Genomic DNA, 13,505 nt, shown 5'->3' on the forward strand with positions numbered 1-13,505 from the left:
AAAGAATCTCTGCCGGCGCTGTTTTCCCTCTTGACCCTCCCCGGTCCCTCGCTTAAATCGCCTCTCACCCATGGCGGAGTAGCTCAGTTGGTTAGAGCAGCGGAATCATAATCCGCGTGTCGGGGGTTCAAGTCCCTCCTCCGCTACCACCGATCCCCCCCAAAGGTTCGACGCGTTCGCCAAGGATGGCTGATAGGTGGCCCGTGATGTCCACAAATATGCCATTCCCCGTGTCTGGGTGGATTGTCACAGCAGCAACTAAGTTCCTAATCTGCTCAACGGCTTCCATGTCATCAGTCACATTTAGGTCTGGATGAGAAAGGCGTTGTGCAAGCCCGTCTACGATCACCGCGAAATTCGCTACAGCCTTGGGGTGCAGCTCAACCACTGGCACTGCGGCGTCCACTGCCGACAGGGCGTCCTGCGCGGCGTTGAATGCCTCTTGTGCCTCTTTGATGCGCGCCTTGGCGTTTGGGCCATCCGACACGCCGTCTGCGTAGAGGTTCACTAATCGATCCAGCCGGGTTTTGGTGCGTGTCACGGCGCGTTCCAGATTGTCCCGCTCGTTTACCCCTTTTGCCGACAGCCGCCTGCGTTCTTCACGATAGGCGCGGACATATTCTTTCAGATATTCCGGGTGTCTCAACTGGTCGGTCAGTTCTGACAGAACTTCCTTTTCAATCACGTCAAGGCGGTAATACGCGCCATTCGTGCAGCTTCCGCTTTCCCGGTGTGTTGAACACCGAATGCGCACTGCATCCCCGCGCCGGTCGTGGATCGACATCCCGCCGCCGCACGTTCCGCATTTGATCAGCCCGGAGAAAACGCGGCTGGGCTTGCGGGTATATCCCCCTTCTTTGTGTTTCCGGCTTGATGCCTTTTTCTTGGCTGCGACGGCCTCAAAGGTCTTTGCATCGATGATGCGTAGGTCGGCGGCGTCTGCGGTCTTCCACTCGGATTCCGGGTTCGGTCGGCTGATGCGCCTGCCCGTGTCAGGGTTCCTGACCATGCGAACCCGGTTCCAGACCAGTTGGCCATTGTAGAGCGGGTTCAGCAGCATCCCGTGGCCGCGCGCACCATTGCCGTTGATGGTCGAGGCGTTCCAGCGCGTCCCGCGTGGCGGTGGTATGCCTTCTGCGTTTAGCGTGGCTGCAATCTCGCGCGGTTTCTTGCCTTCCAGATACTCGCTGAATATCCGGCGCACCACCTCAGCTTCTGATTCAACAATTTTAAGCTCGCCCGGCTGACCGGGGACCGGCTCATAGCCATATGCCCGGCCACCAGCGCTGCGCCCATCGCGCACAACGCCGGTCATCCCGCGCCGCACCTTGCCCTTGTGCCCGCGCAGGAACATTTCGCCCATGATCCCGTGCAGCCCGATCTTGAGCGGATCGGCGCGGCCATCATGCACGGCAAGAATCTCGATCCCGGCGAATTCCAGACGCTTATACAGCCCTGCAAGGTCTTCCTGATCCCGGCTGATGCGGTCCAGAGCTTCCACCACCAGAACGTCAAACACCTCGTCTCGCGCGGCGTTCATCATGTCCAGCAGGCCATCACGGCCAATGATTGATGCTGAGGTTTTCGCCCGGTCGGAATAGACCTTGGCGACGGTCAGTCCTTCGCGGGCGCAGTAGTCGCGGCAGAGCTGAACCTGATCGTCAATTGACCTGTCTGATTGCAGGTCGGTCGAGAACCGCGCGTAGATCGCGGCGCGTCGTTTTTCTGCGATTGGCATTCGGTTTGTCCTGTCGTCTGCGCCTGCATGTCCCGTCGCGCAGCATCCTTGGCCATGGCGCGCACTAATGCAACCAGTTCTGCGTTTACGAATGTGGCGTGGATCGACATGCGAGCGGTCCTTTATCCGTTGCCAGCTGGGGCCTCTTGGTCCCAGTAGCTCATTTCTTCGTCTGCGATGTCGATGGCGGCAGTTCTGGACCATTCGCCGTTTGGATGGCCGAATTCATCTCCCAAGCCTCTCGCTACATCCAGCGCAAGTTTGTGGGCTTCGCGCGCATCCAATTCCTTGCACCGGCTCATAAATCGCCGTGCCATTGCGCCTAGAAACACAGCGAGCGTGGTGCCCTCTGCTGACTTTCGGATTTCGGCCTGCCAAACAATTTGCTGTGGCGGTGTAGGGCTTCCTGCGCCCCTGAGTGGAATGCAGGCGGGGCCATATCGTTTGGGGCGTTCCGTCAGCATCTTGAAGCACTGACCGCATGTCCAGGCGCCAAGGGCTTCAATGTATGCGCCGTGTCGGTGTTTGCACTGCATCGTTGGGCCTCGTTTTTCAGTACCGAAGGTAGCCGCGATCCGGTTCTTCGCGGCCACTTGATAAGTCCACTTGGGCATTGGGGAACTCTTCGCTTGGCCACGTTTTATCGAAACGATGCCGCGCCTCTCTGATGGCGATTTCTAAGCACGCTGCATGGACCACCATGACTGGTGGAACATCGCGTCCTTGGCAGTCGAAAACAAAAACCTTCTTGCTCATCGTGCCTGCCCCTCAATCCAGATACTTAAATTCGATGCGATTAACCAGCTCAGACGGGTGGCAGCCCTTGTGGCGCACCAGAAAGTCAACGAATTGCCATGGCTTCCAATCGGGAAAGCCTTCGCGGATCACGTCTTCCTGAGTGATCGCGTTTAGCGGTTCGGTGCGCACTGAAACGACTTCGATCAGGCACAGCCGTTCGATCTTTTCCCCCTTGGGGATGCCCATAGATTTCTTGACGCCGCAGAGCTGGTCGCCGGGTTTCAGGAACCACCAGCCAAACCGGCGCGTCACATCCTTGGTGCGGTCCTGCACCTGTTGGGTGGTCATTGCGAATGAGATATTGCGGGGCATGGTTAAGCCTGTGTCGCCACAGAGCTGGTTGAGCGCCATTGCTCTTCGCTGTCGCCAAGGCGATAGTCCAACTCTTGTTCGGTCTCAGGGGCAAGGTGCATGTCCTTGACCAGCTCCAAATAAACCCAGTGCCACCAGTCGCGGATTTTTGGATCAGGATGCTTGTAACCGACGATTTCAGCGGCGTGCATCAGGTGTAGTTGAAAATTATGCGGCAGCTCGTCCAAGCTTTGCAGATAGCGTTCCACCACAGCATTCATTTTTTCAGCCCAATCGTGATCCAGACTGGGGACGGGCCATTTATAGCTTGGCCCAGTAAATGATCCGCCTCGGGGATCGTAAGGGTTGGTGAATACATTGTGGTCTAATGCGCCCAGCAGCACGCAACGCCGATACCACCGTATAAGGTATTTGCAGGGGTGGTACTTGGCTACACCATCAGGGCCGCGCACAGCCGTAAGCAGAACCGTCTGCTGCATGCAGGTCAGGCTGTGGGTCCATTCTTGAGTGACGATAGGCATACTAATTCCTCATGCTGTGGTGTTGACGTAGGCTTTGCGCTTTGGGTCATATCGGACCCAATCCGCATTGACTGACTGGAAGGCCGTCAGATCGTGCCCGGCTGACTGTGGCGAGCATCTGAACTTAGCGACGATGTGGCTGCGGTTGATGAAGCCATAGATGCGCAGCATTTCACCAATCCAGTTCTGGCGCTGTTGGGCGTACCAGTTCATCAGGCGGCTCCTGAGGCTGGATTCATCATCAGATCAACGGCAGAGAATAGTCTGTTGACTGCAGCCTTGCGCCGTTTTTCAGCGCGGGCCTTTTGGCTGGGGTTTGCTTTTGGATCGTGCAGGACGGACAAGGCATCCAGCATCTGAGACGTCGCGCGCGGGTCCAGTTCATCGAACTCGGATAGCCATAGATTGATGCCAATCAGCATGAATGATGCGCCTGTGCATCCGAGTGCCTGTGCCCCGTTCAATGTGGCCGCAGCCAAATGCTGATAGGCCACTTGGCGTTGCGCGTCCTGCGTTTCCCGGTCCGGGCGAATGATGGGCTTTCTGGGGTCCATGATGGTCCTTCCTGCTTTCCGTCGCTGGCCCCTGTTTCCAAGGGCCAGAAAGAGAATTCAGGCTTCAGGGGAGCCCATGAATGTGGGTAGCTCAGTCTCTGCCGTGGCCTGTTCAACGGCTTCCTTGAATGCCGCCTCAAAAGCCTTCTCGGGGTTGTAGACCGACAAGATGAACTTCACCTGCCCACCGATCTTGCGATAGCGGAACCGAACCGGCATGCGGTAAGGTGCGCCGCCCATGAACACCGGAATCGCGATGATGATCAGGTTCGGGATGTTCAGCGGCTTGCCGTCAGGTGCCTTGTGTTCGTTCAGGAACTGCACCTCTTGTTCCCCGGTGTCACGGTTGGTTTTTACTGTCAGATTGCTGGTTTCGTGCACCTGAAACTGCTTGGACATCGCCAGCAGTTGAGTGAGCTGGCCATAACGCCCCTCAATCTTTTGGGCGGTTTCGATCAGGCGGTTTTCCCAAGGCTGGTTTTTGTCGCTGACGTTGGATTTCAGAATGGCCGGGGTTGGATCGAACACATCTTTCGCTTGCGCTTCGATGAACTCGCCCATTTCATCCTTGTCCAACGGTTCGCCAGAAATGGCCATCCAAGCCTTCCACTCTTCGGACAGCGGGAAGCTGTAAACCGCCTTGTGGTGGCAGTGGCGGGCGCTGGGGTCGCCTTCGTCGTTTTCAACATCGACCGGCCCGCCTGCGTGATAGTCGGCAATGCAGGTCAGGGTGGGTTCTTTCATGTCCGGTTTGGCGAACAGAACGGACGTGTCGCCCTTGAAGCGGATGGCCCATGCGATGATGCTGGCCAGATCGTCAAAGCGGGCGGTGCCCTTGCGGCGGGCAGGTTTGAAATACTCAGCCGCTTCGCGTTGGAAATGTGTCAGGTTTTCAACCCGGCGCTTTTCCGGCAGTGCAATTAAGTGCGGATCGGTAAACACCGTGCCGCCAACATCATCGGGGTGTGCAATCTTTTCGGACTTGCCGAGCGTTTCCATTGCGGTACGCATTGTTTCTGCCGGGTTTTCCATCACCGCCGCAACGGTGTCTTGCTTTTCTCCTGCCATGGTCGCTTTCCTTGTCTGGCTGGTTGAGGTTTTGGGTTAAACGTCGCGCACTTCACCGGTTTCAGGGTCGTGCGGGGTGACATCACGCACACCGCCGTGCATGCGTTTCATCATCGGGCTGTAGAGCGTCATCTGCCCGTGTGGGTCCACATAGGCCCCGGCCTTGCTGGCGGGCTTGGTAGGTTCCTTGAACGCGGCGCTGGCGCTCATGCCCAGATCACCGGCCCCGTTCAGTTCATAAGACACGGTGAGCGTGAAAGAGCCTTTGGCCGCTTTCTGGCCGTACTCTTCGATATGCGCCTGCATCTTCTGCAGCAGCGCGCGGTGATCGCCCTTGAATTCCTTGATGAACTCGCCGCCATCGAACAGCGTCAACATCTGTTCAAGGCCGTGGATGGCGTAGGGGTCGCGTTCTGCGATTGTCTGCGCCTCTTCGGTGTCTTTGCGTTTTGTCATCACGTGACGGTTCCTTTCCTGTCGATAGGGTTCAGAGTTGCGGGGGTTGAGTGGTCAGCATGACCGGCGGATGAACAGTGCCGAGGATCGTGAGCTTTACCGCGCCACCATTGTTCAGCTGCGCCAGCTCGTCTGGGGTGGGTTCCCAAACGCTGGTCATGTGGTTCACACCCTCAATCTCTTCATCAAGGATCGCTAGGGCGTGATACTCGTCTTGCTCTTCAGCCAGAATGCGGGTGGCGTTGGTAATGCGTAGGGATAGCATGCGGCGGGTTCCTATTCGTCCAGATACGCGAATGCTTCAGAGCCATTTTCCGAAGCGGCGATGACCGCTGCATCAAGGGCGCGGTGAACCAAGGTGGTCCCGTCTTCGCCTTCCCTGTTCAGTTCCATGACTAGATCGGGTGCCAGTTGATCGAAGTCTAAATCGCCGTCATCTTCGACGCCGCATTGGTCAAGGCCCTGAAATGCAGCGCCCCCAAGCTCTGAAGTCTTCACTCGGATGACGATTTCGTCGCCTTCTATTCTTGCGTGATCCATGTCTTTTCCTTGTCTGCTCAGCTATGCGGGCTGGCGATGCGGCCTGCCCATGCGTCGAATTCAGTACGGAGTATCTGGAACCGGGCCTGTGCCTTGGCGTATGTCGCTAGCTCGCGGCGGCTTTTGACCTGACAGGTTTGCCGCAGGTATTCGGCGGCAGCGCTCGGGCTGAATGCTTCGGTGGGTGCGCCTGAGCGGATGGCAGCGAAGCGTTGAAACTGCGGGTCATTGCACAGGATGCCTGCCTGCTGTGCTGGCGGCAGATCGGCAAACGGGGTGCGGCGTGCGTGGAAGCTCATGCGACACCTGCCTTGTCCATCAGGTGGCCACAGTTGGCGCTGGCCAGTGCTGCGGCTACAGGTGGCGACACACTGTTGCCGCACATACGGGTCTGCTCTTTCTTCGTCATTGCAGAACCGTCAGCGCCCTGATCGATAATGTAGCTGTCGGGGAAGCCCTGCGCCCGAAATTGTTCTCGGGCGGTCAGCATGCGCATGCAGATGTCGGTGATCGCGTAGGTTGCTCCGTTGATTTCGACTGTCACCAAACCAAAACGGTCCTTGGTGGTCAGGGTGTGCAACGGTTCGTTGGCAACCTGGCCTTCGCCTGTGCCGTAGTATTTGTGCAGGAATGCCGCGACCAAGGCCCCGTGGCCGCCGCCTGCGCAGATTGTCGGATGCGGTTCGTTCAGATCGCGGGCGCTGCGCTGGGTGCCGTGCATATTCATCAGGTGCGCAGCAACGATCTGCTGTTGTGCGCCGGTCGTGGTCAGCGTGGACACAGGCGCGGTCGCTGGCCTGCCGGACAGGTTCGTGTTGTTCGGCCCGGCATTGTGTTGGGCAAGGAACGCTGAAACCAGCGCCATACCGCCACTGGCCGTCACGGTGTTTAGGGGGTCGGTTGCCGGGTATTCGCGGCGGCCGCCACTGTCACCGTGATTGACCGACACCAGCGCCGCTGTTGCCAGAGCGTGCTTGGCACCGCCAGCGACCATAGTTCCGATTGGTTTGTCCAAGCCGGGCACGCGCGGGGCCTGACCTGGCCGTTCCCCGTAGCCGGTTTGAATCAAGGTCGGCACCACCAGTGCATTCTGATCTTTGATGCTGGCGGTGACGGTGTGCAGCGGGTCGGTCGCCGACCGGCTTGCACCGCCGTGTTGGCCATAGGTGACGAAGAAAGGATCTTTCGCGTCGATCACATAGCGCTGCACGCCGCGTGCGATGCGCTTCAAGGTGTTCTCGGCTAGTGGGCGCTTGGGTGGGTTCTGGCCGTTGGCCTTGCCCCATTCCTTGGCCTGTTCCGGCGTCAGAAATATGGATGGACACGGGATTGACCAGTCAATGATTTCCGCCGCTGTGCGCCATGGTTTCAGCTTACCAGTCTTCACTGCACGGCTGTTCGGGTCGCCGTGGGTTGGGGCGGGCCAAGCAATTGGGCGACCATCGCGGCGCGCAACCATAAAGAACCGCTTGCGGATCGTGGGTGCGCCATAGTCGCAAGCGCGCAGCTCGCGCCACTGGACCTTGTAGCCCGCTTTGCGCAGGCGTTTGACCCAGAGGTCATAGGTTGTGCCTTCAAGCCCGCTGATGGGCTTTCCAGCATCGCAGATCGGTCCCCATGTGCGGAACTCTTCCACGTTTTCCAGCAGGATCACGTCAGGCTTGGCCTGTTCGGCCCATTTGACAACCACCCATGCCAGATCGCGAATGTTGCGGTCCCGAGGTGCGCCACCTTTGGCCTTGCTGAAATGCTTGCAGTCCGGGCTGGCCCATAGCAGGCCGACATGACGGCCCTGCGTTACGTTTAGCGGTTCTACGTCCCAGATATTGCTGTCCAGGTGGATCGTATCCGGGTGGTTGGCCTCATGCATGGACAGGGCGCGAGGGTCGTGGTTGATCGCGACATCAGGGCTGCGGTCCAGCGCCATTTCAATGCCGGTGCTGGCACCGCCGCCACCGGCAAAGCTGTCGATGATCATGGGGCGGTTCATTTGCCGCCCAGTCCTTTACCCGTGCCGCGCAGAACGCAGTACGTGATGGCGCTGCCGCTGAGAAAGGCGAGAATAAGTGCGATGTAAATAATCATGATACAGTCTCCGTTTGGGTTGAAATTCCAGCCACGGGATTGGTTTGCGCGGGCGGGCCTTGGTAACCGTGAGTGGCTATTGAGCGCAGTCCCGTGGCGGGCGTGACCCGCCGACGAATTGGGGAAAAGAGGCCGGAGGCGGCGAGCAGCTCGCCCCCGGCCAAGTGACCGGCCATACAGGTGCCGGTGTGGGAGAAAACGGATTGGGTGGTCATCGGTCAGACCCGGCCCAATGTCGCGCGCAGGTTAGCGATTTCTTCGTGATGGTTGCGCGGGGTTGGAAAGGGCGTGGTCAGAACGGGTGATTTCAGCGAAGTCATGCCGCGGCACTGCCGGTGTGCGGCCTTGGTCCAGTTGCGAATGGCCTCTTCCTCGGATGTGCCCATGGCACTGATGCCGTGCAGGGCGATTTCCATCACGTGGCTGGCCCATGTGTCATCGTTCGGCGGCATCACATAGGTGCCCCCGGTTTCGATCACCTCGTTTGCGATGGCGTCTTTGCGGCCTTCGCTGTCGAGACATTCGAGGTTGACCAGAAAAGATGTCAGGCGGTCGTGAAGCTGTGCCATCATTTCGAGCCTTTCCGTTGGTCTTCCAGATGCTCTTCCAGCCGCGTGGCGAGTATCTGGATCGCCGCAGCTGCATTCTCAATCGGGACTTCCCGCGCGAAATGGATGGCGTTCATCCAGTGTGATGCGGTGGGTTTGCCTGCGGCTGGCGGCGTGGTTCCCTCGGCCCCTTCGGTCAGATCAGCCAGCTGTTTGGAAACGGGTTCCAGCAGTGCCGCCCAATCGTTAGGCGTGGCCGCGTTGGCCTTGGCTGAGGTTTCAAGATGCCCGAACAGCTCAAGCATCTTGGTTACGCGCCCGTAGTTGGTGGGGGTGAAGAAATTGCTCATGCTGCGGCCCTCGAAACTGCGAAGAATGCCCGCGCTAGGATTTGTTGATCGTGGGCGAAACCAGCGCGGTCAGCGTCCTGCGCGTGGCGGCACAACATGTCTGCGGTTCTGCGAAGTTGGGTTCGCCGGGTCCATTTTTTGCGTTGTGCTGTCATGCCGTTACGGACGGCGCAAATTGTCAGGTACTCATGCTTGCGCGCCTCAAGGCTTCCTTTGAGACCCTTGGGGATGCAGATTTTTTGAACTGGCCGCTTCATGCCGCCCCCTTTCCACGCAATGCGTCGATCAGGATCAGGGGGGCAGGGCCGGTGTGGTTGATGGAAGCGGCGTGGGCGCGCACCTTGGAGCGGATGCGGCTTACTTGCGGATCTTCGTTCCGGTTTGCGGTCGCGGTTTCATCTGTCCGCTGGTTATTGCTGTACTGCATAAACATGGCGTCCTCATTTCTGACGACGCCACACTATCATAAAACTTTATGATTGCAATACTAACTTTATGATTATCGCCCTAGTGGGTCATATAGCGGATTACGCAACAGGGTTCCCCGCCCGCTGAAACCATTGGTCCAGCAGCTGAGACATCAAACCCCCACTTGGGCAGAAACCTAAGAAACATTGGGTTCATCAACCCAAGGATTTCTTTGATGCCATTCTCTCGGGCGAATTCCACAGCGGCTTCGCACACTTTCTTGAGGATCAAGTTGCGGTCACGTTTTGGCAGATCGGCGACAGCAAATCGGGTGGCTTCCCAGACATCCGCTTGAACGGGTGGCTCTGCGATCACATCCTTTGGCAGCCCGTCGATGATCCCGCGCGCAGCATCGCGGATCATGTAGCTGTAGCCCGTTTTGAGCTGGCTGGTGGTTGGAAGTAAGCGGGTGCATCCAACAACCCGGCGTTGTTCGTCGTACACTACAATGTAGTACGATAGTGGGTTGTCATATTGATCTACTTCGATGTCACCAAAGTCATCTAGGTCCCAGCCCATATGATCAACAAACAGCTGCTTGCGCATCGCAAACATCTGGTAAAGCATTTCTTGGTCGGTGTTTGGATCGTAATTCTTCAATACTGCCGAATTCAGTTTCATAGCCCCATATCCCTTGCAGACATGGGGCTGACGTTACTTCGGCAAATTAATTGCGACAACCAGAGCTTGAGCTTGACGCGCTTATTTAGAGACCAGCGCGCCCCACTTTTCTATTGAGTAGGCGTTCACGGCAGAGTTCCATTGCCTGACATCCAGCGTTTCGCAAACCCGGCTTTTGAGCCGCGCAACCGCTGTTTCCGTAATGCCCATTTCGGCGGCGATCTGGGCAACGGCATAGCCAAAGTCAGCCAATTCCAGCACTTCCAGCTGCCGATCCGTCAGCAGTTGAAGCCGTTCGATCATGGCGAAGCGGTGTGCAAGCTGCGCTGCATCAGCTAGGGCCTTTTGAGTAAGGGGTGAAGTCGGGTTATCTACTTGTGCGCCAAGTATCAAAGTATTGCCTCCATACGGGGTCGCATAAACAATATTGGCATCAGCCCCATGGGCGCGGGCCTCTTCATAGAAGTCGCTGTGGGTGTCTGGGCCTACCAAGGGTACGGGGCGGCGGAGCATCAGGCTTTTATGGGCCAGCTTCGCAACCGGGTCGTCTTTATACCATTGGTGTTCCAAATATTTTTCAACCCAGTCGGTTGAATATGTTGAATGGACGATGCCTGGCCGAAAGGGGTTGCTTCCGGCGTTCAAGGCAAATTGATGGGCAACTGGGCCTATTGCAGACAAGACATTCATGCGCGCACTCTGTCATAAAAAATTATGATTAGCAATATACCTATTATTAAAACGGATACAATTACGGGAATTACCGTATGGACGCCGGTTAATTGGGCGATTAACCACATGGGTGAGCAGAATTCCACCTACGCAAGCGTGGGTTTACATTGCAGGGATTAAGTCATTGCCCAAGCATCAGAATGAGACTTTGCGCGAGCCGGTAGCGAGCCTAACCGATTCGGAGTGTCTTGAAGCGTTTGAGATTATTTTTTGTTTAAGAAGCGGACTTCCAGTTCCTGAATCAGTTGGCGCTGAATCTCAGGGTCCAATTGGTCAATCACCTTCTGCAACCGAATAGCTGGATCGTTCAACGGATCATCGGTATCTAGCTGATTTATTGAGGTTAGGCCAAAATAGGGCAGAACCTTGTCCACAGACTTAGGCGACATCGTAGGGGTGCTGCCGTTTAGAAATTTTGTCAGCGTGTTTTCGGATAGCGATACGCTCCGCGCCACTTGTGTGGCGGTGGTGTCCAGCGCGGCTATCATGATGCGCATATTTCTGCGGCGACGGTCCCACATCTGAACTTCTTCGTATGTCAGTTTGTGCATCGGTGCCGGTTTCCTGATCGCGTGAGTGTCCTTACTTTTAACGTCAATCATATAAATTTGTGAAGGTACAAGATTCTAAACACCCTCTAGGTTGTATCACAGAATTGCCTATTGACTATCGCTTGTCCCTATATCATAAAACTTTATGATATTGAGCATAACTTGGTGACAAAGTGGCCAAAGAGCAGGCGAAATACTCAACCATCCCAACCTCTCAAGTGTTCAGGGCTTGGGCGCAGTTTGCAATCAGAAAGCTGCAGCTGCCCTACTCTGGTTTGATGAGGGATGACAGGCCGTCATCAAAGAACCGCGCCCGGTCGGGCATGGACGCCAAATACATCAGGTTGGATTTCGCCCACGAGTTAGAGGGCGAATTGTTTCAGCATAGCGAGCGGCTTGGCGTCGATATCGGCACTTGGCGCGACTTCGATCCTGAGCGGGTAAAGCGCTGATGGTTGGTCGAGCTGGGAACCGGCATTCCAAGGTCAAACGGGGGTGCTGCGCATGCTGAAATTCGTCAGTGAAGTGACCGTCAGCGCCCCTCACCTGATCGCAGTTTCAAATGAGATTGCCCGGCGCATAGACGCAGCTGCGGATGTGCCGGGCTTTGTTCTTCGCGACTATCGCGCGTTTCTGTCGCGACCTGTCGATTTCTTTCTATTCGAAGCTGCGGTGGCGGGCGGGTCGGTTAGCGTTACGGCGCAGCCTGACGCGCGCCTGAGGCGGCTTTTGTCTTTCTCTGGGGGTGTGAAGTGAACGCTTTTGTTAGGCCTGTTGTGCCAGTTCAGGATGTGCAGGCAGAGCGCTGCCGAAGGCTGTTCTGCCATCTGATTGAAACCTTATTCAAAGACGCGACTGATGAGGCAAAAGAGGGTTCGCTTGATCAGCATGAATCGCGCATGTTTATGGGTTCCAGCCGGTTCTATTGGTTCTGTTCTCTGGCGGGCGTTGATGGCGATTACATCATGCGGGGATATCGCGCAAAGATGGCTGAACTGGGCGAGGCTGTCTGATGGGCATCAAGCGCAAAGAGGTCATTGGCAACTGTCAGCTGGTCCTTGGGGATTGTCTGGATGTGCTGCCCTATTATCGGGGCTATGCCGACATGATCTTTTGCGATGTGGCCTATGAGCTTTCCAGCGGTGGCAATGCCCATCAGTCGATGGGTGGTATCTTTGCCAAGGATCAGTACGCCAACGATGGCAAGCTGATGGAATACCCGGATTGGGAAGAGTTGGGCGGGCCGTTTTTCCGGGCCTGCAAGCCTGATGCTGACGCCTACATTATGGCGAATGATAAAAACTTGTTTCGGGCGGGTTTGGCATTTGAGGGCGCGGGCTGGAAGTTCCACAACTTGCTTTATTGGAACAAGGTGCGCGCCACCCGAAACCGTTGGTATATGAAGGATACCGAATTCACCATGTATCTGTGGAAGGGCAAGGCCGATCCGCAGGGCATCAACAATTGTGGATCAAAGCAATCCTTCACCCTGAATGCGCCCAAGATCACAGAACACCCGACTGAAAAGCCGGTTGAGTTGGGCGAACACTACATCCTGAATTCGACGCAACCCGGTGATACCGTGCTTGATCCTATGATGGGGTCAGGGTCCGCCATGGTGGCCGCTGTACGCACAGGGCGCGCAGGCATTGGTATTGAGCTTTCAGAGAAATGGTTCGATGTGGCCTGTTATCGGGTTGCCGCTGCGTTTGAAGCGCGGAAAAACGCCCCTTCAATATTAGCGCCTCAGAGCGCTGTTAAGGGGGGTTTGCGGGCATGACCCTTCTGCTATCCCCTTCCGCAAATGCAGTGGCACCGCATAGTCAGCCCGAAGATTTGCTGACCTTTGCCCATGGTGAGCTGGTCAAATGGACCCCATGGGATAAGGGCGTTTGCTTCAATCCCGGATGCGGACGCGTCTTCAATCCCAGCCGGGATTGGCAAATCTACTGCTGCCCGCAATGCCAATCCACAGGCAAGGCAGAAATGCGCAAATGGGGTCATCGCATGGCCCTTTCGGCGCTGGTGTGGCGCATCGGGAAACATGAACAGACCGATGAGGCGGAGCGTGCAGCGGTGCGCGCGGCGCGGCGTCATTTCACATACATTCAGTCGGCATGGCTGGCTGATCGGCAGGCAAGAGCGAGCGAGGTGATCCTATGA

Annotated in this window: 22 protein-coding genes and 1 tRNA gene; 5 read left to right on the top strand and 18 right to left on the bottom strand. The window is 56.8% G+C overall.

The window, feature by feature from the left end; genetic code table 11:
- Positions 1 to 72 precede the first annotated feature (72 nt).
- Positions 73 to 149 (top strand) — tRNA-Met (locus ACR0KM_RS02775).
- Here the strand turns inward: ACR0KM_RS02775 and ACR0KM_RS02780 are convergent.
- From ACR0KM_RS02780 to ACR0KM_RS02865, 18 genes are all read right to left on the bottom strand, one after another.
- Entirely contained in the window at positions 128 to 1,738 is a 1,611-nt protein-coding gene (locus tag ACR0KM_RS02780; protein WP_480865371.1) for a recombinase family protein, read from the bottom strand. The two genes, ACR0KM_RS02775 and ACR0KM_RS02780, sit on opposite strands and share 22 nt — an antisense overlap.
- A gap of 122 nt (positions 1,739 to 1,860) precedes the next feature.
- The gene (locus ACR0KM_RS02785; RefSeq protein ID WP_480865372.1) at positions 1,861 to 2,352 is read right to left on the bottom strand and encodes a hypothetical protein; all 492 of its coding nucleotides are present in this window, start codon (positions 2,350 to 2,352) and stop codon (positions 1,861 to 1,863) included.
- A gap of 154 nt (positions 2,353 to 2,506) precedes the next feature.
- The gene (locus ACR0KM_RS02790) at positions 2,507 to 2,848 is read right to left on the bottom strand and encodes an ASCH domain-containing protein (RefSeq protein ID WP_480865373.1); all 342 of its coding nucleotides are present in this window, start codon (positions 2,846 to 2,848) and stop codon (positions 2,507 to 2,509) included.
- A 2-nt stretch (positions 2,849 to 2,850) separates the two neighbouring features.
- Positions 2,851 to 3,369, bottom strand: a complete 519-nt coding sequence (locus ACR0KM_RS02795) for a hypothetical protein (protein ID WP_480865374.1) — start codon at positions 3,367 to 3,369, stop codon at positions 2,851 to 2,853.
- A 9-nt stretch (positions 3,370 to 3,378) separates the two neighbouring features.
- On the bottom strand, positions 3,379 to 3,582 hold the full coding sequence (locus ACR0KM_RS02800; protein ID WP_480865375.1) for a BrxR family helix-turn-helix transcriptional regulator: 204 nt from the start codon (positions 3,580 to 3,582) through the stop codon (positions 3,379 to 3,381).
- Positions 3,582 to 3,923, bottom strand: a complete 342-nt coding sequence (locus ACR0KM_RS02805) for a hypothetical protein (RefSeq protein WP_480865376.1) — start codon at positions 3,921 to 3,923, stop codon at positions 3,582 to 3,584. The genes ACR0KM_RS02800 and ACR0KM_RS02805 overlap by 1 nt, the downstream gene beginning before the upstream one ends.
- Positions 3,924 to 3,980: 57 nt before the next feature.
- Complete coding sequence (locus tag ACR0KM_RS02810; RefSeq protein ID WP_480865377.1) at positions 3,981 to 4,991, bottom strand: DUF2303 family protein; 1,011 nt, start codon at positions 4,989 to 4,991, stop codon at positions 3,981 to 3,983.
- A gap of 36 nt (positions 4,992 to 5,027) precedes the next feature.
- The gene (locus ACR0KM_RS02815; RefSeq protein ID WP_480865378.1) at positions 5,028 to 5,447 is read right to left on the bottom strand and encodes a hypothetical protein; all 420 of its coding nucleotides are present in this window, start codon (positions 5,445 to 5,447) and stop codon (positions 5,028 to 5,030) included.
- 31 nt (positions 5,448 to 5,478) lie between these two features.
- On the bottom strand, positions 5,479 to 5,712 hold the full coding sequence (locus ACR0KM_RS02820) for a hypothetical protein (protein ID WP_480865379.1): 234 nt from the start codon (positions 5,710 to 5,712) through the stop codon (positions 5,479 to 5,481).
- A gap of 11 nt (positions 5,713 to 5,723) precedes the next feature.
- Complete coding sequence (locus ACR0KM_RS02825) at positions 5,724 to 5,987, bottom strand: hypothetical protein (RefSeq protein ID WP_480865380.1); 264 nt, start codon at positions 5,985 to 5,987, stop codon at positions 5,724 to 5,726.
- 17 nt (positions 5,988 to 6,004) lie between these two features.
- Positions 6,005 to 6,286, bottom strand: coding sequence for a hypothetical protein (locus ACR0KM_RS02830; RefSeq protein ID WP_480865381.1), 282 nt, complete (start codon positions 6,284 to 6,286; stop codon positions 6,005 to 6,007).
- Positions 6,283 to 7,977, bottom strand: a complete 1,695-nt coding sequence (locus tag ACR0KM_RS02835; RefSeq protein ID WP_480865382.1) for a DNA cytosine methyltransferase — start codon at positions 7,975 to 7,977, stop codon at positions 6,283 to 6,285. Before ACR0KM_RS02835 ends, ACR0KM_RS02830 begins: the two co-directional genes overlap by 4 nt.
- 313 nt (positions 7,978 to 8,290) lie before the next feature.
- Positions 8,291 to 8,644 carry a hypothetical protein gene (locus ACR0KM_RS02840; RefSeq protein ID WP_480865383.1) on the bottom strand — a complete coding sequence of 118 codons (354 nt, stop codon included), beginning with the start codon at positions 8,642 to 8,644 and terminating at the stop codon, positions 8,291 to 8,293.
- The gene (locus tag ACR0KM_RS02845) at positions 8,641 to 8,970 is read right to left on the bottom strand and encodes a hypothetical protein (protein ID WP_480865384.1); all 330 of its coding nucleotides are present in this window, start codon (positions 8,968 to 8,970) and stop codon (positions 8,641 to 8,643) included. Before ACR0KM_RS02845 ends, ACR0KM_RS02840 begins: the two co-directional genes overlap by 4 nt.
- Before the next feature lie 253 nt (positions 8,971 to 9,223).
- Positions 9,224 to 9,397 (bottom strand): hypothetical protein, encoded by a 174-nt coding sequence (locus ACR0KM_RS02850; RefSeq protein WP_480865385.1) that lies wholly within the window; start codon positions 9,395 to 9,397, stop codon positions 9,224 to 9,226.
- An 80-nt stretch (positions 9,398 to 9,477) separates the two neighbouring features.
- A complete protein-coding gene (locus tag ACR0KM_RS02855; RefSeq protein WP_480865386.1) occupies positions 9,478 to 10,059 on the bottom strand; it encodes an acyl-homoserine-lactone synthase in 582 nt (193 codons plus the stop codon).
- A gap of 81 nt (positions 10,060 to 10,140) precedes the next feature.
- Complete coding sequence (locus ACR0KM_RS02860) at positions 10,141 to 10,749, bottom strand: helix-turn-helix transcriptional regulator (RefSeq protein ID WP_480865387.1); 609 nt, start codon at positions 10,747 to 10,749, stop codon at positions 10,141 to 10,143.
- Positions 10,750 to 10,994: 245 nt separating this feature from the next.
- A complete protein-coding gene (locus tag ACR0KM_RS02865) occupies positions 10,995 to 11,342 on the bottom strand; it encodes a hypothetical protein (protein WP_480865388.1) in 348 nt (115 codons plus the stop codon).
- A 173-nt stretch (positions 11,343 to 11,515) separates the two neighbouring features.
- On the opposite strand from ACR0KM_RS02865, the gene ACR0KM_RS02870 reads away from it, so the two are divergent.
- The 4 genes from ACR0KM_RS02870 (at position 11,516) to ACR0KM_RS02885 (ending at position 13,505) form a co-directional block, all read left to right on the top strand.
- Positions 11,516 to 11,794 carry a hypothetical protein gene (locus tag ACR0KM_RS02870; protein ID WP_480865390.1) on the top strand — a complete coding sequence of 93 codons (279 nt, stop codon included), beginning with the start codon at positions 11,516 to 11,518 and terminating at the stop codon, positions 11,792 to 11,794.
- Positions 11,795 to 11,846: 52 nt separating this feature from the next.
- Positions 11,847 to 12,098, top strand: coding sequence for a hypothetical protein (locus tag ACR0KM_RS02875; RefSeq protein ID WP_480865392.1), 252 nt, complete (start codon positions 11,847 to 11,849; stop codon positions 12,096 to 12,098).
- Positions 12,099 to 12,354: 256 nt separating this feature from the next.
- The gene (locus ACR0KM_RS02880) at positions 12,355 to 13,122 is read left to right on the top strand and encodes a DNA-methyltransferase (RefSeq protein ID WP_480865394.1); all 768 of its coding nucleotides are present in this window, start codon (positions 12,355 to 12,357) and stop codon (positions 13,120 to 13,122) included.
- Positions 13,119 to 13,505 carry a hypothetical protein gene (locus ACR0KM_RS02885; protein WP_480865396.1) on the top strand — a complete coding sequence of 129 codons (387 nt, stop codon included), beginning with the start codon at positions 13,119 to 13,121 and terminating at the stop codon, positions 13,503 to 13,505. The genes ACR0KM_RS02880 and ACR0KM_RS02885 overlap by 4 nt, the downstream gene beginning before the upstream one ends.

Source organism: Ruegeria sp. G10 (assembly GCF_056533645.1).